General features: G+C 64.5%; 1 protein-coding gene and 1 pseudogene (1 of these 2 cut by a window edge). Both read left to right on the top strand.

Translation table 11 applies throughout. The features are described 5' to 3' along the window. Positions 1–11556 (top strand): annotated as a pseudogene (locus tag N4Q37_RS28095) (amino acid adenylation domain-containing protein) (its annotated part extends 4782 nt beyond the left edge of the window); the annotation flags it as partial. Further along, positions 11551–26118 carry an amino acid adenylation domain-containing protein gene (locus tag N4Q37_RS28090; RefSeq protein WP_449301162.1) on the top strand — a complete coding sequence of 4856 codons (14568 nt, stop codon included), beginning with the start codon at positions 11551–11553 and terminating at the stop codon, positions 26116–26118. The pseudogene N4Q37_RS28095 and the gene N4Q37_RS28090, both read left to right, overlap by 6 nt.

The raw sequence follows: 26118 nt of genomic DNA, 5'->3' as shown, positions 1-26118 counted from the left end.
TTGCCGGTGCTGCCGGCGGCGGAACGCGAGCAACTGCTGGTGGCGTTCAATGCCAACGAAGCCGAATATCCGCAGCAGCAGACCATTCATGGGGTGTTCGAGGAGCAGGTGCAGCGTACGCCGGACGCCGTGGCAGTGATCCATGGCGCGCAGCGTGTGGGTTATCGCGAGCTGAACGAACGGGCCAACCGCCTGGCGCATTACCTGCGCGAGCAAGGCGTACAACCGGATTCGCGGGTGGCGATCTGCGTCGAGCGCGGCCTCGATATGGTGGTGGGTTTGCTGGCGATCCTCAAGGCCGGCGGTGGCTATGTGCCGCTGGACCCGGGTTATCCGGCCGAACGCATTGCCTACATGCTCGAAGACAGCACGCCGGCGGTGGTGCTGGCGCAGGCGGCGACCCTTGGCTTGCTGGCCGGGGCGTCGATGCCGGTGATCGATCTGGACAGCGGGTTGTGGCAGGACGAATCCGTCTCGAATCCGGTCATTTCCGGGTTGGATTCCTCGCATCTGGCCTATGTGATCTACACCTCCGGCTCCACCGGTTTGCCGAAAGGCGTGATGATCGAACACCGCAACACGGTGAACTTCCTGGCCTGGGCGCACCGTTCGTTCGATGCGCAAACCCTGTCGAAAACCCTGTTCTCGACATCGCTGAACTTCGACCTGGCGGTCTATGAGTGCTTCGCGCCGCTGACCTGCGGCGGCAGCATCGAAGTGGTCACTAATGTGCTGGAACTGCAACAGGGTGAGCACGACATCACCTTGATCAACACCGTACCGTCGGCGCTCAAGGCGTTGCTGGAATCGGGCGGTCTGGGCGAGGGGGTGGACACGGTCAACGTGGCCGGTGAAGCGCTCAAGCGCAGTCTGGTGGAAGCGCTGTTCGAACAGACCTCAGTCAAGCGCTTGTGCAACCTTTACGGCCCGTCGGAGACCACGACCTATTCCAGCTGGGTATCCATGGCCCGCGAAGACGGGTTTGCCGCGCACATTGGTAAACCGGTGGCGAACACCCAGTTCTACTTGCTGGATGAACACCAGCAACCGGTGCCGCTGGGTGTTCCCGGTGAAATCTACATCGGTGGCGCGGGTGTCGCGCGGGGCTATCTCAATCGCGATGACCTGACCGCTGAACGCTTCCTCAAGGACCCATTCAGCAGTGCCGAAAATGCGCGGATGTACAAGACCGGCGACCTGGGTCGCTATTTGCCAGACGGCAACATCGAATACCTGGGCCGTAACGACGACCAGGTGAAGATCCGCGGTTTCCGTATCGAACTGGGGGAGATCGAAGCCAAGCTTGCCCAGCACGAGGCGGTGAAGGAAGCCGTGGTCCTGGCCCGCGAGGACGTGCCGGGCGACAAACGTCTGGTCGCCTATTTCACCCAATCAGCAGCGGTGGACATCGAAACCCTGCGCAACCATCTGCAAGCACAACTGCCGGCCTACATGGTGCCGGCCGCGTACGTGCAACTGGAAGCCTTGCCGCTGACCCCCAACGGCAAACTCGACCGCAAGGCACTCCCAGCCCCGGATCAGGACGCCGTGATCTCCCGTGGCTACGAGGCCCCGCAAGGCGAGATCGAAACGACCCTGGCGCAGATCTGGCAAGACCTGCTGGGCCAGGAACAGGTCGGTCGCCATGATCATTTCTTCGAACTGGGCGGTCACTCGCTGCTGGCCGTGAGCCTGATCGGGCGGATGCGTCAGCATGGCCTGAGTGCCGACGTGCGCGTGCTGTTCGGCCAGCCGACCCTGGCGGCGTTGGCCGCCGCGGTGGGTCGTGGCGCTGAAGTGCGGGTGCCGGACAACGGCATTCTGTTGGGCTGCACCCGGATCACGCCGCCCATGCTGCCGCTGGTGAACCTGGACCAGCAGGCCATCGATCGCATTGTGGAAACGGTGCCGGGCGGCGCGTGCAACGTGCAGGACATCTATCCGCTGGCACCGCTGCAAGAAGGCATCCTTTATCACCACATGGCTGCGCACTCCGGTGACCCTTATGTGCTGCAAGCCACGTTCAGCGTCGCGGATCGCGAGCGGCTGGAGGCATTTGCCCACGCGCTGCAAGGCGTGATCGATCGCCATGACATCCTGCGCACCTCGGTGGTCTGGGAGAGCCTCGATGAGCCGGTGCAGGTGGTCTGGCGCAAGGCGCAACTGGCGGTGGAAGAGGTCGTGCTCGCCGCCGAGGCCGGTGATATCGCCGGGCAACTGCGCGAGCGCTTCGACACCCTGCATTACCGCCTGGATATGCAGCAGGCACCGTTGATGCGCATTGCGTTTGCCCATGACCCGGCCAACCAGCGCTGGGTTGCGTTGCTGCTGTTCCATCACCTGGTGCTGGACCACACGGCGCTGGAAGTGGTGCAGGAGGAAATGCAGGCGCATCTGCTGGGCCAGGCCGAACAACTGGGCGCCCCGGTACCGTTCCGCAATTACGTGGCCCAGGCGCGCCTGGGCGTCAGTCGCCAGGAACATGAAGCGTTCTTCCGTAAGATGCTCAGTGATGTGGACGAGCCGACATTGCCCTTCGGTGTGTTGGATATCCGCGGCGATGGCGGCGATATCCAAGAGGCCGCGCTGAACCTTTCGGCCGACCTGAGCCGCCGCCTGCGAGCCCAGGCCCGTCAGCTGGGGGTGAGTGCGGCGAGCCTGCATCACCTGGCCTGGGCGCAAGTGCTGGGACAGGTGTCGGCTCGACAGGACGTAGTGTTCGGCACGGTGCTGATGGGGCGGATGCAGGCGGGCGACGGTGCCGAACGTGCGCTGGGCATGTTCATCAACACTTTGCCGTTGCGGGTGAGCCTGGGTGCGCAAGACGTGCGCAGCGGCGTGAAACAGACCCATGCGCGGTTGACCGGCCTGTTGGGTCACGAACATGCCTCGCTGGCCCTGGCCCAACGTTGCAGTGGCGTGGTTGCGCCGATGCCGCTGTTCAGCGCCTTGTTCAACTACCGCCACAGCAGCGCCGCTGTGACCCTGGACGATGGACTGGCCGCCTGGCACGGCATCGAGATCCTGAACAACGAAGAGCGCACCAACTACCCGCTGACCCTGTCGGTGGACGATTTGGGCGAAGGTTTCAGCCTCACCGCGTTGGCCGTGCCGCAGATCGGCGCGCAGCGGGTCTGCACCTATATGAATGTGGTGCTGGAGAATCTGGTGTCTGCGTTGGAGCAGGCGCCGCAGACGCCGTTGAACAGCCTGGCGATCCTGCCGTCGGCCGAGCGTCGCCAGTTGCTGGTGGACTTCAACGCCACCACCCGTCGCTATCCGCAGGACAGGACCGTCCATGCTCTGTTCGAAGCACAAGTACAGGCCAACCCCGAGGCGCAGGCGGCGGTGCAGGACGAGCACAGCTTGACCTATGCCGAGCTCAACGCCAGGGCCAATCGCCTGGCGCGCCATCTGATCGGCCTCGGTGTGCAGCCGGGCGAGCGCGTGGCCATTTTGCTGGAGCGTTCCCTTGAGCTGCTGGTCTGCCAACTGGCGGTGCTCAAGTGCGCCGCTGTCTTCGTACCGCTGGACATCCACGCGCCCTTGGAGCGCCAGCAGTTCATGCTCGATGACAGCGGGGCGAAAGTCCTGCTGACCCTGGGTTCTGCGACGGTGGCCGAAGGTACTGCACGGGTCGACCTGGATCGGATGGAACTGAATGAAGCCGGCGGTAACCTCGATCTGCCGCAAAGCGCCGAATCGGTCGCCTACATCATGTACACCTCCGGTTCCACCGGCACACCGAAGGGCGTGCTGGTGCCGCACCGGGCGATCAACCGGTTGGTGATCAACAACGGCTACGCCGACTTCAACGCCCAGGACCGGGTGGCGTTCGCTTCCAACCCGGCCTTTGATGCCAGCACCCTCGATGTCTGGGCGCCGTTGCTCAACGGCGGTTGTGTGGTGGTGGTCGAGCAGGATGTACTGCTGACTCAGGAACGGTTTGCCGCGCTGCTGACCGAGCAAGCGGTCAGCGTGCTGTGGATGACCGCCGGCCTGTTCCACCAGTACGCCGCCGGGCTGATGCCGGTGTTCAAACAGTTGCGTTACCTGATTGTCGGTGGCGATGTGCTGGATCCGGCGGTGATTGGTCGTGTCTTGAAAGAAGGCGCGCCGCAGCACCTGCTCAATGGCTACGGCCCGACTGAGGCCACGACCTTCACCACCACCCACGAAATCCAAGCCGTGGGCGAGGGCGGTATCCCGATTGGTCGTCCGATTGGCAATACCCGCGTCTATGTGCTGGATGCAAATCAGCAACCGGTGCCAGTGGCTGTGGCGGGCGAGTTGTACATCGGTGGCGATGGCGTGGCGAAGGGTTACCTGAACCGTCCCGAACTGACCGCCGAGAAGTTCGTTGCCGACCCATTCAGTGCCGATCCGGCCGCGTTGCTCTACCGCACCGGCGACCTGGCGCGCTGGCGCGTGGACGGCACGGTGGATTACCTGGGGCGTAACGACGACCAGGTGAAGATCCGTGGCTTCCGTATCGAGCTGGGCGAGATCGAGGCCCGTCTGGGCCAGTGCGTGGGCGTGCAAGACGCTGTGGTGCTCGCACGGCAGGACGAAGCCGGTCCCAAGCGTCTGGTGGGGTATGTTATCCCTGAAAACGATTTCGCCTTGTCGGTGCATGACCTGCGCAGCGAACTGGCGGCATCGCTGGCCGACTACATGGTGCCCTGCGCCTTCGTGGTGCTGCCGTCCTTCCCGCTGACCGCCAACGGCAAGCTGGATCGTCGTGCGCTGCCGGCGCCGGACGCCGAGGCCTATGCCAGCCGCGAGTACGAAGCCCCGCAAGGCGAAGTGGAACAAACCCTGGCGCAACTGTGGGCCGAGGTGCTCAAGGTCGAGCAGATCGGCCGGCACGACCATTTCTTCGAACTGGGCGGCCACTCGCTGCTGGCGGTGGCCCTGATCGAACGCATGCGCCAGGCCGGCTTGAGCTCCGACGTGCGCGTGCTGTTCAGCCAGCCGACCCTGGCGGCATTGGCGGCGGCGGTAGGCAGCGGCAAGGAGATCACGGTTCCGGCGAACCTGATTCCGCTGGACTGCGAACACATCACCCCTGAACTGCTGCCGCTGGTCGAGCTGAGCCAGGACACCATCGATCGCCTGGTGGCGACGGTGCCGGATGGTGCGCGCAATGTGCAGGACATCTACCCACTGGCGCCGTTGCAGGAAGGCATCCTCTACCACCATTTGGCCGCCGAACAGGGCGACCCCTATGTGCTGCAATCGCAGTTCGCTTTCGACAGCCGCGAACGTCTCGACGCCTTCGTCGAGGCCTTGCAGGTGGTGATCGACCGCCATGACATCCTGCGTACCAGCGTGGCCTGGGAAGGGCTCGATGAGCCGGTGCAGATGGTCTGGCGCAAGGTGCGGCTGGAGCCGCAGCACTTCGAAGCCGATGCCACGGCCGGCGATGTCGCCAGGCAACTGGCGTCCCGCTTCGACGCACGGCATTATCGCCTCGATCTGCGCCGTGCACCGATGTTGCAGCTGGTCTACACCCGGGATGAAGCCCAGGACCGCTGGCTGGCGATCCTGTTGTTCCATCACATGGCGCTGGACCATACGGCCCTGGATGTCATGCAGCATGAAATGCAGCTGCACCTGCTGGGCCAGGGGGCGCAGTTGGGTGAAGCGATGCCTTATCGCAACTACGTGGCCCAGTCGCGACTGGGGGCAAGCGAAGAGGAGCATGAAGGCTTTTTCCGCGAGATGCTCGGTGACATCGACGAACCGACGCTGCCGTTCGGCTTGCAGGATGTGCAAGGCGACGGACACGGCATCGATGAACTCCGCCAGGGCGTCGATCTGACGCTGTCCCGACGCCTGCGGTCGCAGGCGCGTCAGTTGGGTGTCAGCGCTGCCAGCCTGGTGCATCTGGCCTGGGCCCAGGTATTGGGCAAGCTGTCCGGCCGGCACGAAGTGGTCTTCGGTACGGTGTTGTTGGGCCGGTTGCAGGGCGGCGAGGGGGCTGATCGGGCGCTCGGCATGTTCATCAACACTCTGCCATTGCGGGTGGACGTGGGCACCGAGGATGTGCGTGCCGGGGTCAAGGCGACCCATGCCCGACTGACGGCCTTGCTGGGCCATGAGCATGCTTCCCTGGCACTGGCCCAGCGTTGCAGCGGCGTGGCGGCACCGACGCCGTTGTTCAGCGCGCTGCTCAATTACCGGCACAGCGCCACCGAGGTAAACCAGGAGGCCCGCTCGGCCTGGAGCGGGATCGAGGCACTGAGCGGTGATGAACGCACCAACTATCCGTTGACGCTGAACGTCGACGACCTCGGCGAAGGTTTTTCCCTCACGGCCCTGGTGGATACGTCCATCGGTGCGGCGCGCATCTGCGGCTATATGCAGATGGCCCTGGGCAGCCTGGTCGAAGCCCTGGAGCAGGCACCGCAAACTCCGCTGCAAGCCTTGCCGATCCTGCCGGCCGCCGAGCGCCAGCAGTTGCTTGAAGCCTGGAACCGCTGCGATGTCGAATACGCCGGGGATGCCCTGATCCATCGTCAGTTCGAAGCCTGGGCCGCGTCCCGACCTGACACAGTGGCCGTGGCGTATGAAGACCAGGCGCTGACCTATGCTCAGCTCAATGGGCACGCCAACCAGTTGGCTCACCGCTTGTTGTCACTGGGCATTCGCCCGGATGACCGGGTGGCGATCTGCGCCGAGCGCGGCCTGGAGATGATTATCGGCCTGCTGGGTATTCTCAAGTCCGGCGCTGGTTATGTGCCGCTGGACCCGGCTTACCCGGCGGAACGCCTGGCCTACATGCTGCACGACAGTCAACCGGTGGCGTTGGTGACTCAGGCGCACTGCCACGACAACTTGCCGCCAGTGACCGTGCCTACGGTCGTCCTCGACCCGCTCGACGTCGATGAAATCGGTCAGCAACCGTCACACAACCCCGATGTGCCGGGCCTGGTCGCCAGTCACCTGGCCTATGTGATCTACACCTCGGGTTCCACTGGCCTGCCCAAAGGCGTGATGGTCGAGCACCGCAACGTTGCACGGTTGTTCTCGGCCACGCAGCCGTGGTTCGACTTTGGACCGCAGGATGTGTGGGCGCTGTTCCATTCCTTCGCCTTCGACTTCTCGGTCTGGGAAATCTGGGGTGCGTTGACCCATGGGGGCCGCTTGCTGGTGGTGCCACAACTGGTCAGCCGCTCACCGCAATATTGCTATGCGCTGTTGTGCGAGGCTGGGGTGACCATCCTCAACCAGACGCCGAGCGCGTTCCGGCAGTTGATCGCGGCCCAGGGCGAAAGTGATCTGCACCACAGCCTGCGCCAGGTGATTTTCGGCGGCGAGGCGCTGGAAACCGGCATTCTCAAGCCGTGGTACGCCCGTGAGATCAATGCCCGGACGCAATTGGTCAACATGTATGGCATCACCGAAACCACGGTGCACGTGACCTACCGTGCACTGTGCGCGGCGGATGCGCAGTTGGTCGGCGTCAGCCCGATTGGCGGGCGTATTCCCGACCTGCAACTGTATGTACTCGATGCCCAACGCGAACCGGTACCGGTTGGCGTGGTGGGTGAGATGTACGTCGGTGGCGCGGGAGTCAGCCGGGGCTATCTGAACCGTGACGAACTGACCGCCGAGCGCTTCCTGAGTAACCCGTTCAGCGATGAGCCGAACGCACGGATGTACAAGACCGGTGACCTGGGTCGCTGGCTGGCGGACGGCAGCATCGAGTACCTGGGGCGTAACGATGACCAGGTGAAGATCCGTGGTTTCCGTATCGAACTGGGCGAGATCGAGGCCAAGCTGGCCGCGTGCAGCGGCGTGCGTGAAGCCGTGGTGCTGGCGCGCCAGGACACGCCGGGCGATCAGCGCCTGGTGGCCTATGTGATTGCCGAGGAGGGCGAGCCACCGACGGCGGCCGACCTGCGCACCGAGTTGCTGGGTTCGCTGGCCGAGTACATGGTGCCCAGTGCGTTCGTGATGTTGACGGTGTTCCCGTTGACCACCAACGGTAAGCTGGACCGCAAGGCGTTGCCGGTGCCCGATCAGTCGTCGGTGGTGACCCGTGAGTACGAGGCGCCCCAGGGCGAAGTCGAGACCGCTATTGCGCGGATCTGGCAAGACCTGCTGCAGGTGGAGCAGGTGGGTCGCCATGACCACTTCTTTGAAATGGGCGGTCACTCCCTGCTGGCGGTGAAGCTGGTCGAGCGCATGCGTCAGGTCGACCTGGCGGCCGACGTGCGCGTGCTGTTCGGCCAGCCGACGCTGGCGGCGTTGGCTGCAGCCGTGGGCGGTGCCCGCGAGGTCGGGGTACCGGCCAACCTCATTCCTGCCGACTGCACCCGTATCACTCCGGACATGCTGCCGCTGGTCGATCTGGACCAGGCCGGCATCGACCGTGTGGTGGCGATGGTGCCGGGTGGCGTCGCCAATGTGCAGGACATCTATGCCCTGGCGCCGTTGCAGGAAGGCATTCTCTATCACCATCTCGCGGCGGCCGAAGGCGATCCCTATCTGCAATATGTGCTGTTTGCCTACGACAGCCGCGCCCGGTTGGACGATTTCGCCACGGCGTTGCAGGGCGTGGTTTCGCGGCACGACATCCTGCGCACCGGCGTGGTCTGGGAAGGGCTGGACGAACCGGTGCAAGTGGTCTGGCGCGAGGCGCAACTGCAACTCGATGAGATCGAGCTGGACCCGGCGGCAGGGGATATCGCCCAGCAACTGCGCGAACACCTGGACCCACGGCACTACCGCCTGGACATCCGCCAGGCACCGATGATGCGTATCGGCTATGCCGAAGACGCGGCGAACAATCGCTGGGTCGGCATGCTGCTGTTCCACCACATGGTCGACGACGCGACGTCCCTGGCCATGCTCACGGCGGAAATCGAAGCCCATGTGATGGGGCGCGAGCATCTGCTGGCAGCTTCGGTGCCGTATCGTAACTACGTGGCCCAGGCGCGGCTGGGTGTCGGTCGCGAAGCTCATGAACAGTTCTTCCGCGAGATGCTGGGCGATATCGACGAACCGACATTGCCGTTCGGCTTGCAGGATGTGCAGGGTGATGGTCGCGGGATCGAAGAAGTTCGCCAGCCGATCGATGCTGCGCTTGCCAGGCGCCTGCGCACGCAAGCCCGTCAGCTCGGCGTGAGCGCGGCTAGCCTGTATCACCTGGCCTGGGCACAGGTGCTGGGCCGTGTCTCGGGCAAGGACGACGTGGTGTTCGGCACCGTGTTGCTGGGCCGGATGCAGGGCGGCGAGGGCGCCGACCGGGCACTGGGGATGTTCATCAACACCTTGCCGTTGCGCGTGGACGTGGGTGCCCAGGGGGTACGGGCCGGGGTCAAGGCGACCCATGCGCGGTTGAGCGCATTGCTGGGGCACGAGCACGCTTCGCTGGTACTGGCGCAGCGTTGCAGTGGCGTGGCTGCCCCGGCACCGCTGTTCAGTGCGCTGCTGAATTACCGTCATGTCGGCGGGCAGACGGGCTCCGGTGAACGCATGGCCGCCTGGGAAGGTATTCAGGTGCTGGACGGCGAGGAGCGGACCAACTATCCGCTGTCGTTGTCGGTGGATGACCTGGGTGAAGATTTCAACCTGACGGTCATGGCCCAGGCGCCCATCGGCGCCGGGCGTATCTGCAACTATGTACAAACGGTCCTGGAACATCTGGTTCAGGCGCTGGAACTATCACCCTTGGCGCCGTTGAACGGGTTGCCGATCCTGCCGCCGGCCGAGCGCCGGCAGTTGCTGGAAACCTGGAATGCTACGGATGTGGCCTACGCCGACAATGCGCTGATCCATGGGCAATTCGAAGCCCGGGCGGCGGCGCAATCCGACGCCGTGGCGGTGCTGTTCGAGAACCGGACGCTGACCTACGGCGAACTCAATAGCCGGGCCAACCAGCTCGCCCATCATTTGCTGGCCCTGGGCATTCGCCCGGACGACCGGGTGGCGATCTGTGTCGAACGGGGCCTGGACATGATTGTCGGCCTGTTGGGCATCCTCAAGGCCGGCGCCGGTTATGTACCGCTGGATCCGGCCTATCCGGCGGAACGCCTCGCCTACCTGTTGCAGGACAGTGCGCCGGTTGCCGTGTTGGTACAAACCGCGACACGGCGTTTGTTGGCTGACATTTCGGTCCCTGTGGTCGATCTCGATGGTAGCGACTGGCAGGACGAATCCGTCCGCAATCCGCAAGTGGCAGGGCTGGACTCCAGCCATCTGGCCTACGTCATCTACACCTCCGGCTCCACGGGTCTGCCCAAGGGCGTGATGGTCGAGCACCGCAACGTCGCGCGGCTGTTCTCGGCCACCCAGGCCTGGTTCGACTTCGGCCCGCAGGACGTGTGGGCGCTGTTCCATTCCTTCGCCTTCGACTTCTCGGTCTGGGAAATCTGGGGCGCGTTGACCCACGGCGGCCGCCTGTTGGTGGTGCCGCAACTGGTCAGCCGTTCGCCGCAGGACTGCTACGCGCTGTTGTGCGAGACCGGTGTCACGGTGTTGAACCAGACGCCGAGCGCGTTCCGCCAGTTGATCGCGGCCCAGGGCGAAAGCGACCTGGGCCACAGCCTGCGCCAGGTGATCTTCGGCGGCGAAGCGCTGGAAACCGGCATCCTCAAGCCGTGGTACGCCCGGCCCATCAACGCCGGCACGCAACTGGTGAACATGTACGGCATCACCGAAACCACCGTGCACGTGACCTATCGCGCACTGGAGGCGGCCGATGCGCAGTTGGTCGGGGTCAGCCCGATTGGCGGGCGCATTCCCGACCTGCAACTGTACGTGCTCGACGCCCAGCATGAGCCGGTGCCGGTGGGCGTGGTGGGTGAGATGTACGTCGGTGGCGCGGGCGTCAGCCGGGGTTATCTGAACCGCGCTGAACTGACCGCCGAGCGCTTCCTGAGTAACCCGTTCAGCAGCGAGCCGAACGCACGGATGTACAAGACCGGCGACCTCGGCCGCTGGCTGGCCGACGGCAGCATCGAATACCTGGGACGCAACGACGATCAGGTGAAGATCCGTGGCTTCCGTATCGAGCTGGGCGAGATCGAGGCAACGCTGGCCGCCTGTGAAGGCGTCAGTGAAGCGGTGGTGATCGCTCGCGAGGACGAACCGGGCGACAAGCGCCTGGTGGCTTATGTGATCGCCAAGGAAGGCGCGCAACCATCCGCTGCTGACCTGCGCACGCAGTTGCTGGGTTCGCTGGCGGACTACATGGTGCCGAGCGCCTTCGTGTTGCTCGAAGCCTTCCCGCTGACCACCAACGGCAAGCTGGACCGTAAGGCCTTGCCGGCACCGGATCAATCGGCGGTGATCAGCCGCGAATATGAAGCCCCCCAAGGGGAAGTGGAAAGCACCCTCGCGCGGATCTGGCAGGACTTGCTCAAGCTCGAACAGGTGGGTCGCCACGACAATTTCTTCGAACTGGGCGGTCATTCGCTGTTGGCGGTGAAGTTGATCGAGCGTATGCGCCAGGTTGACCTGAGCGCCGACGTGCGGGTGCTGTTCGGCCAGCCGACGCTGGCCGCGTTGGCCGCTGCGGTCGGCGGGCATACGGAAGTCGTGGTGCCAGTGAACCTGATTCCGGACGGTTGCACACGGATCACCCCGGACATGCTGCCCCTGGCCGACCTGGACCAGGACGCCATCGACCGGATCGTCGCAACGGTGCCCGGTGGCATCGCCAACGTGCAGGACATCTATGCCCTGGCGCCGTTGCAGGAAGGCATTCTCTACCATCACCTGGCCGCGGAGCAGGGCGATCCCTACGTGTTGCAGGTGATGTTCGGCTTTGACAGTCGCGAGCGCCTGCAAGCCTTTGCCCATGCCTTGCAGAGCGTGGTGTCGCGGAACGATATCCTGCGCACCAGCATGGTCTGGCAAGGCCTGGAGTCACCGGTGCAGGTGGTCTGGCGCCACGCAACGCTGGCCCTTGAAGAGGTCGAGCTGGATCCGGCGGCGGGCGACGCCGTGCAACAGTTGCACGAGCGCTTCGATCCGCGTCACTACCGTCTCGACATTGCCCAGGCACCGCTGATGCGGGTGGCTTATGCCCAGGACCTGGCGAATCAACGTTGGGTCGGCATGCTGCTCTTCCATCACATGGTGTTGGACCACACCGCCCTGGAAGTGGTGGTGCATGAAATGCAGGCCAGTTTGCTGGAGCAGTCGGAGCTGCTGGCACCGGCTGTGCCGTACCGCAATCATGTCGCCCAGGCCCGGTTGGGCGTGAGTCGCGAGCAGCACGAAGCGTTCTTCCGCGAGATGCTGGGCGATATCGACGAGCCCACGCTGCCGTTCGGCCTGCAGGATGTGCAGGGCGACGGCAGTGGCATCGAAGAAGTGCAGCAGGGCGTTGATGTGGCATTGGCCCGGCGCTTGCGGGCGCAGGCCCGTCAGCTCGGCGTGAGTGCGGCAAGCCTGGTCCATCTGGCCTGGGCCCAGGTGGTCGGGCGTGTTTCGGGGCGTGAGGAAGTGGTGTTCGGCACCGTGCTGATGGGCCGGATGCAGGGCGGTGATGGGACCGACCGGGCGCTGGGCATGTTCATCAACACCTTGCCACTGCGGGTGAGCGTGGGACAGACCGATGTCCGCGCAGGCGTGAAGGCGACCCACGCCCGGTTGAGCGGGTTGTTGGGGCATGAGCACGCGTCCCTGGCATTGGCCCAGCGTTGCAGCGGTGTACCGGCCTCGCTGCCGCTGTTCAGCACTTTGCTCAACTATCGGCACAGCGCCGCTGAAGCGGCAGCCGACCAGGCCATCTCGGCCTGGCACGGGATTCACACCCTGAGCATGGAAGAACGGACCAACTACCCGTTGTGCCTGAACGTCGACGACCTGGGCGAAGGCTTCCTGCTGACGGCCCAGGCATTGGTCGAAGTAGGAGCCCGGCGTGTCTGCGGTTACATGCACATGGCCCTGGAAAGTCTGGTGCAAGCGCTGGAGCACACACCTGACGCAGCATTGTGCGAGTTGTCGATTGTGCCCGCCGACGAACGCGAGCAATTGCTGGTGACATTCAACGCCACCGACGCTGAATACCCACTGGAGCAGACCATCCACGGGCTGTTCGAGGAACAGGTGCGGCGCACGCCGGATGCCGTGGCGGTGCGTCACGGCCGGCAACAACTCAACTACCGGGAACTCAACGGGCTCGCCAATCGGCTGGCCCATTACCTGCGCAAGCAAGGTGTGCGGCCAGACTCGCGGGTAGCGATCTGTGTCGAGCGTGGCATCGACATGGTGGTGGGCTTGCTGGCGATCCTCAAGGCGGGCGGCGGTTATGTGCCGCTGGATCCGGCCTATCCGGCGGATCGGATTGCCTACATGCTGGAGGACAGTGCCCCGGCGGCGATCCTGGTGCAAAGGACTACGCGCGGTTTACTGGGTGAAACGAGTGTGCCGGTGATCGACCTCGACAAGGGCGTCTGGCAGGACGAGACGGCGCCCAATCCGCAGGTCGACGGCCTGACCTCGGCGCATCTGGCCTATGTGATCTACACCTCCGGTTCGACCGGGTTACCGAAAGGCGTGATGATCGAACACCGCAACACCGTGAACTTCCTGACCTGGGCGCATCGTTCGTTCGATGCGCAAACCCTGTCGAAAACCCTATTCTCGACATCGTTGAACTTCGACCTGGCGGTCTACGAGTGCTTCGCACCGCTGACCTGCGGCGGCAGCATCGAAGTGGTCACCAATGTGCTGGAACTGCAACAGGGCGAGCACGACATCACCTTGATCAACACCGTGCCGTCGGCGCTCAAGGCGTTGCTGGAATCCGGTGGGTTGAATGAGGGCGTCGACACGGTCAACGTGGCCGGTGAAGCGCTCAAGCGCAGCCTGGTGGAGAGCTTGTTCGAGCAGACCCAGGTCAAGCGCTTGTGCAACCTTTACGGCCCTTCGGAAACCACGACCTATTCGAGTTGGGTATCCATGGCCCGCGAAGACGGGTTTGCGGCGCATATCGGTAAGCCTGTGGCGAACACCCAGTTCTACTTGCTGGATGAGCACAAACAACCGGTGCCGCTGGGCGTTCCGGGTGAAATCTACATCGGTGGCGCGGGTGTCGCGCGGGGCTATCTCAATCGCGATGACCTGACCGCTGAACGCTTCCTGAACGATCCGTTCAGCAGTACGCCAAACGCCCGGATGTACAAGACCGGCGACCTGGGCCGCTATTTGCCAGACGGCAACATCGAATACCTGGGCCGTAACGACGACCAGGTGAAGATCCGCGGTTTCCGCATCGAACTGGGGGAGATCGAAGCCAAGCTTGCCCAGCACGAGGCAATCAAGGAAACGGTGGTCCTGGCTCGGGAAGACGTGCCGGGCGACAAACGTCTGGTCGCCTATTTCACCCAATCAGCAGCGGTCGACATCGAAACCCTGCGCAGCCATCTGCAAGCACGGCTGCCGGAATACATGGTGCCGGTGGCGTATGTGCACCTGGATGTACTGCCGCTGACTCCCAACGGCAAACTTGACCGCAAGGCTCTCCCAGCCCCGGATCAGGACGCCGTGATCTCCCGTGGCTACGAGGCCCCGCAAGGCGAGATCGAAACCACCTTGGCGCAGATCTGGCAAGACCTGCTGGGCCTGGAACAGGTCGGTCGTCACGACCAGTTCTTCGAACTGGGCGGCCATTCGTTGTTGGCGATGCAACTGATCTCTCAGGTTCGTTTGCGCATGGGCGTGGAACTGAGCCTGACGGAGCTGTTCGCTCATCCCGAACTCATGGGACTGGCGCAGGCCGTGTCGCGGGCCGGGCGTAGCACGTTGCCGGAGATTGTCCGGGCTCCCCGTACCGAAAACCTGCCTTTGTCGTTCGCCCAGCAGCGCCTGTGGTTCCTGGCGCAGATGGAAGGCGCCAGCTCGGCTTACCACATGCCCGCCGGCCTGCGTTTGCGCGGTGCCCTGGACCCTGTCGCGTTGCAACGGGCGCTGGATCGCATCGTCGCTCGTCATGAGTCGTTGCGTACCACCTTCGTGCAAGTGCGGGACGAGGACGCCCGGCAGTGCATTGCGCCGGTCGATGTGGGTTTCGCCCTGTTGCTGCAGGATTTGTCCGGCCGGGCCGATGCCGATGCCGAACTGCACGCCTTGGTGGCGCAAGAAGCCACCGACGCCTTTGACCTGGAGCATGGCCCGCTGATCCGGGGTCGGTTGATCCGCCTGGACGACGAGGACCACGTGCTGCTGGTGACCATGCACCACATCGTTTCGGATGCCTGGTCCATCGGTGTGCTGATCAAGGAACTGGCGGCGCTCTACGACGCCTTCCGCCATGATCTGGACGATCCGCTGCCGGTCCTGACCGTGCAATACGGCGACTATGCCCTGTGGCAACGCCGCTGGTTGAGTGGCGAGGTGTTGCAGGCCCAGAGCAGCTACTGGCAGCAAACCCTGGTCGATGCGCCGGCGCTGCTGATGCTGCCGACGGACCGGGTGCGTCCGGCGCAGCAGGACTACACCGGGGCGGCGTTGCCGCTGGTGTTCGACGCCGATCTGACGGCCGACCTCAAAGCCTTGAGCCAGCGTCACGGCGTCACCTTGTACATGACGTTGATGGCCGCCTGGGCGGCGCTGTTGAGCCGTCTTTCCGGCCAGGATGAGGTCGTGATCGGTTCGCCGGTGGCCAACCGCACGCGTTCGGAAGTCGAAGGGCTGATCGGCTTCTTCGTCAATACCCTGGCCGTGCGCGTCGATGTTTCGGGCGCGCCGACCGTCGAATCCCTGCTGGCGCGGGTCAAGACCCAGGCCCTGGGTGCCCAGGCGCATCAGGACCTGCCGTTCGAGCAGGTGGTCGAAATACTCAAGCCGGTGCGCAGCCTGTCCCACAGCCCGCTGTTCCAGGCGATGTTGTCCTGGCAGACCCTGGACAACAGCGAACTGGTATTGGGCGACCTGAAGCTCGAAGGCCTGGGCGTGGCGAACACCGTCGCCAAGTTCGACCTGTCCCTGGAACTCGGCGAGGCCCAGGGGCAGATCTTCGGCGCCCTGGAATACGCCACGGCGTTGTTCGATGAGACCACGGCGCGGCGTTATCTCGGTTATTTCGAGCGGCTGGTGCGTTCCATGGTGGCCGATGACCAGGCCCTGATCGAGCGGATCGCGCTGGTAGACGACACCGAACTCGAACACCTGCTGGTGGGGCTCAACGCCACCCAGGCGGCGTACCCTCATGAGCGGACGATTCATCAGTTGTTCGAAGCCCAGGTCGCCGCTCGTCCCGAAGCCATCGCGGTGGTGTGCGAAGGTGAGCGCCTGAGCTACGCCGAGTTGAACCGCCAGGCCAACCAACTGGCGCATCACCTGATCGGGTTGGGCATCCGTCCGGACGATCGCGTGGCGATCTGCGTCGAGCGCAGCGCCGAGATGCTGGTGGGCTTGCTGGCGGTGCTCAAGGCTGGCGGCGGCTACGTGCCGCTGGACCCGGCCTATCCCGCCGAACGCCTGGCCTACATGATTGCCGACAGTGCCCCGGTGGCGTTGCTGACGCAACGCGCGTTGCAAGATCGCCTGCCGGTGCTGGCGGCGCCGGTGGTGCTGCTCGACCACGCCGAGCGCGAGCGTTGCGGCATCCTCGACGGTTGTGGCGACAACCCGGTGATCGCGGCCCTGGGCGTGCGCCACCTGGCCTACGTGATCTACACCTCGGGTTCGACCGGTGCACCGAAAGGGGTGATGATCGAACACCGTGGGTTGGTCAACTATTGCGTGGATGCGGTCCGACTGTTCGGCCTGACACCGGCCGACACCGTGTTGCAACAGAACACGCTGAACTTCGACCTGTCGGTGGAGGAGATCTTCCCGGCCCTGGTCGCCGGCGCCACCCTGGCACCGACCCGGCAACTGTTTGGCAGTACCGCGCTGCAACAGGATGCCGACGTCCGTCCGACCTTCCTGCACCTGACGGCGGCGCACTGGCATACCCTGGCGGCCGAATGGCACGGCACGCCGGCCTTGGCTCGCGACCATCTGCGCGATGTGCGATTGGTCAACGTCACCGGCGACGCCTTGTCGACGCAGAAGTTGCAGATGTGGGACGAGGTACGCCCGGCCCATACGAAACTGATCAACACCTATGGCCCGACCGAGGCAACGGTGTCGTGCACGGCTGCCTACATGCAACATGATCCCGACAGCCTGGCCGGCAACGCCACCATCGGCACGCCGATGGCCAACACCCGCATCTACCTGCTCGACGGGCACCGCCAGCCGGTGCCGTTCGGAGTGGCGGGCGAGATCTTTATCGGTGGCGACGGCGTGGCCCGGGGTTACCTGAACCTCGACACGATCAATGCCGAACGCTTCCTCGTCGATCCGTTCAGCGACCAGCCCGGCGCCCGCATGTACAAGACCGGCGACCTGGCGCGCTATCGGCCGGACGGGCGCATCGAGTACCTGGGGCGCAACGACTTCCAGGTCAAGGTCCGGGGTTTCCGTATCGAACTGGGTGAGATCGAAGCCAAGCTCAGCCACTGTGCCGGGGTCAAGGAAGCGGCGGTGATCGTGCGCGAAGACACGCCGGGGGACAAACGCCTGGTGGCCTACGTTGTGCCCCAGGCCAACGTGAGTCTCAGCGCGGCAACCCTGCGCACGGAGTTGTCGACCCTGTTGGCCGAGTACATGCTGCCGAGTGCGTTTGTCAGCCTGGCTGCGTTGCCGCTGACGCCGAACCGCAAGCTCGACCGCCAGGCGCTGCCGGCTCCGGCCGCCGACGCCTACGCCAGCCGCAACCACGAAGCCCCGCAAGGCCCCACCGAAATTGCCTTGGCGCAGATCTGGCAAGGCCTGCTCAACGTCGAAGCGGTGGGGCGTCATGACCACTTCTTCGAACTGGGTGGTCACTCGTTGCTGGTGATGCGCCTGATCGCCCAGGTCCGCGAGCGACTGGGCGTGGAGTTGAGCCTGGGTGAGGTGTTTGCCCAACCACAATTGAGTGCGTTGGCCCAAGGGCTGTCCCAAGCGGCACGCAGCACCCGGCCGGACATCGTGCCGGTGTCCCGTGAGCAGGCGCTGCCGTTGTCGTTTGCCCAGCAGCGCCTGTGGTTCCTTGCGCAACTGGACAGCGCCAGCGCGGCGTACCACATCCCCACCGGCCTGCGCCTGCGCGGTGCCCTGGATACCCAGGCGCTGAACCGCGCCCTGGACCGTATCGTCGCCCGTCACGAAGCCTTGCGTACCACGTTTGTCCAGGGCCAGGAGGTGGAGCAACGCATCGCAGCGCCCGATGTTGGCTTTGCCTTGCGGTCGTTGGATCTGAGCGGGCATCCGGATGCCGAAGCCGAGCTGGCGCGCATGGCCGACGAGGAGGCGCGGCAGGCCTTCGATCTGGCCCGTGGTCCACTGGCCCGGGGTCGATTGGTGCGCATGGGCGATGCTGACCATGTGCTGCTGGTGACCTTGCACCATATCGTCTCGGACGGCTGGTCCGCCGATGTGCTGACCCGTGAACTGGGCGTGCTCTATGCGGCATTCAGCCAGGGTCAGGACGATCCGCTGCCGGCCTTGCCGGTGCAATACACCGATTACGCCGTCTGGCAGCGGCGCTGGCTCACTGGCGAGGTGTTGAGCAGCCAGGAACGCTACTGGCAGGAAACCCTCGCCGGCGCGCCGGCGCTGCTGACCTTGCCGACCGACCGACCACGGCCAGCGCAACAGGACCATCGCGGCCATGCGGTGGGAATCGCCTTTGATGAAACCTTGACCGAAGGCCTCAAGGCCTTGAGCCAACGTCATGGCGCCACGCTGTTCATGACCGTCATGGCCGCCTGGGCCACGGTGCTGAGCCGGATGTCCGGGCAGGACGACGTTGTCATCGGTACGCCGACGGCGAACCGCATGCAGGCGGAAGTCGAAGACCTGATCGGCCTGTTCGTCAACACCCTGGCGGTGCGCGTCGACGTATCTGTCGAACTCACGGTCCAGGCCCTGCTGCAACGGGTGAAGGCCCAGACCCTGGGCGCCCAGGCGCATCAGGACTTGCCGTTCGAACAGGTCGTGGAAGTGGTCCGGCCGTTGCGCAGCCTGTCCCACAGCCCGGTGTTCCAGGCCATGTTGTCGTGGCAGAACAGCGAAACCGGCGGGCAGGAACTGGCCGACCTGTCGCTGCAAGGACTGGGCGTGACCAGCCGTACCGCCAAATTCGATGTGTTGCTGGACATGGCGCTGATCGATGACCGGCTGTTCGGTTCGCTGGAATACGCCACGGCGCTGTTCGACCAGACCACGATGGAGCGCTACCTCGGTTACCTCGAATGCGTACTGCGCGCCATGGTTGCCGATGAGCAGGCCGTGGTAGCCCATATCCTGCTGCTGGGGGATGACGAGCGCCGGCACCAGTTGGAAAGCTTCAATGCGACGACTGTCGACTACCCGCAGGGGCTGACCGTGCACGGGCTGTTCGAAGCCCAGGTTATGGCCTCTCCGGATGCCGTTGCCGTGGTGTTCGACGAACAGCACTTGAGCTACGCACAACTGAACCAGCGCGCCAACCGGATCGCCCACCGCCTGCTGGCCCTGGGCATCCGCCCGGACGACCGCGTGGCGGTCTGCGTGGACCGCAGCGTGGAGATGGTCGTGGCGCTGCTGGGCATTCTGAAATCCGGCGCCGCCTACGTGCCGCTCGACCCGGATTATCCGGCCGAGCGCCTGGCCTACATGCTGGAAAACAGCGCGCCGACGGTGGTGCTGACCCAGGGCGCTTTGTCGGCGAGCCTGCCCGCGACCGAGGCCAGGGTGATCGTGCTTGACGAGGAGGACTTCTCCACACAGCCGACCGGCAATCCACGGGTGCAAGGCCTGCGGGCCGATCACCTGGCCTATGTGATCTACACTTCCGGCTCCACCGGCCTGCCCAAAGGCGTGATGAACGAGCATGGCGGAGTGGTCAACCGGTTGCTGTGGATGCAGGACGCCTATCAACTGGGCGCGGCCGACGCGGTGCTGCAAAAGACCCCGTTCAGCTTCGACGTGTCGGTGTGGGAGTTCTTCTGGCCGCTGTTCTGCGGTGCGCGGCTGGTGATGGCGCGACCGGGCGGACACCGTGATCCGGCGTACCTGCGCGATGCGATCCAGCGGCACGGCATCACCACGCTGCACTTCGTGCCGTCGATGCTGGACGTGTTCCTGGCCCATGGCGAGGCGGACGGCTGTGCCGGGTTGCGCCAGGTGATGTGCAGTGGTGAAGCGCTGCCGGGTCATCTGGTGCGGCGCTTCAAGGCGCAATTGCCAGGGACGTCCTTGCACAACCTGTACGGCCCGACCGAGGCAGCGGTGGACGTTACCGCGTGGGACTGCTCGGGTGCCGACACGCCGGACAGCACGCCAATCGGCAAGCCGATTGCCAACACCCGCATCTACCTGCTCGATGCCCACGGCCAGCCGGTGCCCATGGGCGTGGCCGGCGAGATCCATATCGGTGGCGTGCAGGTGGCGCGGGGTTACCTGCACCGTCCGGAACTGAGCGCCGAACGGTTCCTCGACGATCCGTTCAGCGAGCGGCCGAATGCGCGGATGTACAAGACCGGCGACCTGGGTCGCTATTTGCCGGACGGCAGTATCGACTACCTGGGGCGTAACGACGATCAGGTGAAGATCCGCGGGTTCCGCATCGAACTGGGCGAGATCGAAGCCAAGCTTGCCCAGCACGCGGCAATCAAGGAAAGCGTGGTACTGGCCCGCGAGGATGTGCCGGGTCTGAAGCGGCTAGTGGCGTACTTCACCGTGCATGGCGCCGATGAAACGGTCGACATCGAAGGCCTGCGAGCCGGGTTGCAAGCACAACTGCCTGAATACATGGTGCCGGCGGCCTATGTGCGGCTCGATGCGTTGCCGCTGACCCCGAACGGCAAGCTGGACCGCAAGGCGTTGCCGGCACCGGACCTGTCTTCGGTGATCACCCATGCCTATGAAGCGCCGCAAGGTGACGTGGAAATGGCCATTGCCGGCATCTGGCGGGACCTGCTGGCGCTGGAGCAGGTCGGTCGTCACGACAACTTCTTCGAGCTGGGCGGTCACTCGCTGTTGGCGGTGAAAATGATCGAGCGCATGCGTCAGGTCGATCTGAGCGCCGATGTGCGGGTGCTGTTCGGTCAACCGACGCTGGCGGCGTTGGCCGCTGCGGTCGGTGGACACACGGAAGTCGTGGTGCCGGTGAACCTGATTCCGGACGGTTGCACACGGATCACCCCGCAGATGCTGCCGCTTGCCGACCTGACCCAGGAAGAGATCGACTCGATCATCGCCGGGGTGCCGGGTGGCGTCGCCAACGTGCAGGACATCTACGCCCTGGCGCCGTTGCAGGAAGGGATTCTCTACCATCACCTCGCCGCCGCTGAGGGCGATCTCTATGTGCAGCAGGCGGTGTTCAACTTCAAGGAGCGTGCCCGGTTGGATGCCTTCGTCGATGCCTTGCAGGGCGTAATCGACCGGCACGATATCCTGCGCACGGCCGTGCTCTGGGAAGGATTGCGTGAGCCGGTACAGGTGGTGCTGCACGAGGCGCGACTGATTCTGGATGAGTGTGCTGTCGAGCCCGACCAGGACGTCGCTGCGCACCTGCTGGAACGCTTCAACCCGCAGCATTACCGGCTTGATGTCCGTCAGGCACCGTTGATGCGCATGGCGTTCGCCCATGACCCCGCCAACGGGCGCTGGGTGGCGATCCTGTTGTTCCATCACATGGCCCTCGATCACACCGCGCTGGAGGTGGTGCAGCACGAGATGCAGGCGCATCTGCTGGGGCTGGCGGATCAGTTGGGTGCAGCGACACCGTTCCGCAATTACGTGGCCCAGGCCCGCCTGGGCATCAGCCGCGAGGTCCATGAGCAGTTCTTCCGCGACATGCTCGGTGATGTCGATGAGCCGACGCTGCCGTTCGGCGTGCTGGACGTACGCGGTAACGGCGGCGCCATCGAAGAGGCCGGGTTGAACCTGTCCGCTGACCTGAGCCGCCGGTTGCGGGCCCAGGCCCGTCAGCTGGGCGTGAGCGCGGCGAGCCTGCACCACGTGGCCTGGGCGCAGGTACTGAGCAAGGTCACCGGCAAGCAGGATGTGGTGTTCGGCACCGTGTTGATGGGCCGGATGCAGGGTGGCGAGGGCGCCGACCGGACGTTGGGCATGTTCATCAACACCCTGCCGTTGCGGGTGAAGGTGGGCATCGAGGACGTGCGTAGCGGCGTCAAGGCCACCCATGTCCGGTTGAGTGGATTGCTCGGCCACGAACACGCGTCATTGGCCCTGGCCCAGCGTTGCAGCGGCGTGACGGCACCGATGCCGTTGTTCAGTGCCTTGCTCAACTACCGACATAGCGCCCTCCAGATGGCTTCGAGCGAGGCGCTGACGGCTTGGGACGGCATCGAGACTCTGAACAGCAGCGAACGCACCAACTACCCACTGACCCTTTCGGTGGACGACCTGGGCGAAGGCTTCAGCGTGAGTGCGTTGGCCGTGCCGCAGATTGGCGCGCAACGGGTCTGTGGCTACATGAACATCGCCCTGGAGCAATTGGTGCAGGCGCTGGAAGAGGCGCCGCAGACATCGTTGAACAGTCTGGCGATCCTGCCGTCGGCCGAGCGTCACCAGTTGCTGGAGGTGTTCAACGCCACCGCGCGTGCGTATCCGCAGGACAAGACCGTCCAGGGTCTGTTCGAGGCGCAAGTGTTGGCTTGTCCGGAGGCGACGGCGGTGGTGCACGATGCACAAAGCCTGAGCTATGCCGAGTTGAACCATCGCGCCAATCGCCTGGCCCATCATCTGGTCGGCCTGGGTGTGCAACCGGGCGATTGCGTGGCGATCGCGCTGGAGCGCTCGGTCGAATTGCTGGTCAGCCAACTGGCGGTGCTCAAGTGCGCGGCGGTGTATGTGCCGCTGGATGTCAGCGCACCTCTGGAGCGCCAGCAGTTCATGGTGCAGGACAGTGGGGCGCGGGTGGTGCTGACCTTGAACGGCGCTGTCGCGCCTGAAGCCACGTTGTGCGTGGATCTGGACAGCGTCGTGTTGGACGAGTCGTCCGATAACCTGGCGTTGCTCCAGAGCGCTGAATCGGTCGCCTACATCATGTACACCTCCGGCTCCACCGGTACGCCGAAGGGCGTGCTGGTGCCGCATCGGGCAATCAATCGCCTGGTGATCAACAACGGCTATGCCGACTTCAACACCCGGGACCGGGTGGCGTTCGCCTCCAACCCGGCGTTCGACGCCAGCACCCTCGATGTCTGGGCGCCGTTGCTCAACGGCGGTTGCGTGGTGGTGGTCGAGCAGGATGTACTGCTGACTCAGGAACGGTTTGCCGCGCTGCTCACCGAGCAAGCAGTCAGCGTGCTGTGGATGACCGCTGGCCTGTTCCATCAGTACGCCGCCGGGCTGATGCCGGTGTTCAAGCAACTGCGCTACCTGATCGTGGGTGGCGATGTGCTGGATCCGGCGGTGATCGGGCGCGTGCTGAAAGAAGGCGCGCCACAGCACCTGCTCAATGGCTACGGCCCGACGGAGGCCACGACCTTCACCACCACCCACGAAATCACCGCCGTGGGTGAGGGTGGTATTCCGATTGGTCGTCCGATTGGCAATACCCGCGTCTATGTGCTGGATGCAAATCAGCAACCGGTGCCAGTGGGTGTGGCGGGCGAGTTGTACATCGGTGGCGACGGTGTCGCCCTCGGTTACCTGAACCGCCCCGAACTGACCGCCGAGAAATTCGTCACCGACCCATTCAGTGCCGATCCGGCCGCGTTGCTCTACCGCACCGGCGACCTGGCGCGCTGGCGCGTGGACGGCACGGTGGATTACCTGGGGCGTAACGACGACCAGGTGAAGATCCGTGGCTTCCGTATCGAACTGGGCGAGATCGAGGCCAGGTTGACCGGGCATGAGGCGGTGCGTGAGGCCGTAGTGTTGGCCCGCGAGGAGGTACCGGGACAGAAGCGCCTGGTGGCTTACTTCACGCAAAACGACGCGAACCAGACGGTCACCCTCGAAGCGCTGCGTGAGCATTTGCACGCACAGTTGCCCGACTACATGGTGCCGGCCGCGTATGTCCAGCTGACTGCATGGCCGCTGACCGCCAACGGCAAGCTCGACCGCAAGGCACTGCCGGCGCCGGATCAGCACGCCGTCGTCAGCCGTGTCTACGAAGCCCCGCAAGGCGAGGTCGAAATCCTGATCGCACAGGTCTGGCAAGACTTGCTGGGCCTGCAACAAGTGGGGCGCCACGACAATTTCTTCGAACTGGGCGGCCATTCGCTGTTGGCGATCCGGCTGGTAGGGCTGCTGGCGCAGGCCAACCTGACGGTGTCGCTGGCCGAGTTGTTCCAGCACGACACCATCGCGTCGATCGCCGCGATGTTGCAAACCCGCCCTGCGGACATTCAATTGGAGGAGGCCTTCGTGCCGGTACGTACCACAGGCCAGCAGAACCCGTTGTTCCTGGTGCATGAGTTCAGTGGGCTCGATTTCTACTTCCCGGTACTGGGCAAGCACATCGACCCGGATATTCCGGTCTATGGCCTGCCAGCCATCCCATGGGGCGAGCCGCAGTTGCAAACGATGGAGTGCCTGGCTTCGCGGCTGGTGGGCATCATCCGTTCGGTCCAGCCCAAGGGGCCTTACCGCCTGGCCGGTTGGTCGTTCGGTGGTGTGTTGGCCTATGAAACGGCCATCCAGCTCATTGGCCTGGACGAGCAGGTCGAGTTTGTCGGCCTGATCGACAGCTACCTGCCACGGCTGGTGGATCAGGGACGGGCGCGCTGGGCTCCGGACGAAGCCCACAAACGTCATCTGCTGGACCGTTGCGAGGTCTTCTGGAAGGTCCAGGAGCCGGGCGTCGTGGACTTCCCCTCGATCTTCGCCCGACTGCTCCATCTACAGGCGCAATTGAGCCTCTTCGATTTCGAAGGCCTGGTGCAGCATTGCCGCGACGAAGGCGTGCTGCCTCCCGAACTGGTCGCCTACGATGCCGCCCAGCTCTGGCAATACCTGGACCGCGAAGTCGCCCACGGCCATGCGCTGGCACATTATTCGGTGTATCCGATTTCGGTTCCGGTGCACCTGTTCATGGCCCAGGAGCGCAAGGACGATGCGCCCGGACATTCCGGCTACCTGGGTTGGGAGGCGGTCCTGCCTACGACGCAGATGCGCTGCGTCAACGTGCCTGGCAATCACCAGACGATGATGCAGGCTCCCCATGTCCAGGCATTGGGCCAGGCCATTGAAGATGCACTTCGCACCGTTGCATCGCGTCCGGTTTCTTCGCCGAAGAGCAGCTACCAACCGCTGCTGACGATCCAGGGCGGCCGCGCGGATCACGCACCGATCTTCTGTGTGCCTGGCGCGGGCGACAGCGTGACGGGCTTTATCGGACTGACCGATGCCTTCGGACCGGAGTGGCCGATCCATGGGCTGCAACCCCGTGGGCTGGATGGCAATACCGAGCCTTTCAGCCTGGTGGAAACCGCGGCCCAGGCCTACCTCGACGCGATTGATAAGGTACAACCCGAGGGGCCGGTGCATTTGCTTGGCCATTCCTTCGGCGGCTGGGTCGTTTTTGAAATGGCGGGTCGCCTGCAGGCCCAGGGGCGCGAAGTGGCCTCGTTGACCCTGATCGACAGCGAGTCACCCGGCGGCAATGGCGTAGTAGGCCGGCCTTACACCGCAACGGGTGTGTTGCACCGGTTGATCGAGGCGATGCAACTGGCCTCCGGCAAATCCCTGGGAATCGATGCCAGGGTGTTCGGGGCCCAGGACGACGTGGCGCAGATGCGCTCGTTGCACGCGGGCATGGTCCGCGTCGGCATGCTGCCGCAACGCTCGGCGGTGGATTCGATGCGGGGTCCGGCACGGGCCTTTGGCACCGCCTTGCGCACGGTCTACCGACCGCAACATCGCTACACCGGGCCGGCGCGGCTGGTGCTGGCCAACGATCCGACCTTGGATTCGGCCGGTAACAAACGTGAACAACAGCAAATGATCGAAGGATGGCACAGGCATGTCCGCGATCTGAGCGTCTGGTACGGTCCGGGCAACCATTTCACGATTCTCAAGGCCCCTCACGTCCACCGCCTGGCTGCCTGGTGGCACGACAGCTTGTCCATGCCCGATGAGGAGGCGGCCAGTGATCTCGTCTAG

This window comes from Pseudomonas citri (assembly GCF_025336485.1).
Lineage (GTDB): Bacteria > Pseudomonadota > Gammaproteobacteria > Pseudomonadales > Pseudomonadaceae > Aquipseudomonas > Aquipseudomonas citri.
Note: the sequence above shows the minus strand (reverse complement) of the source record. Positions and strands in the feature narration are given on the sequence as shown.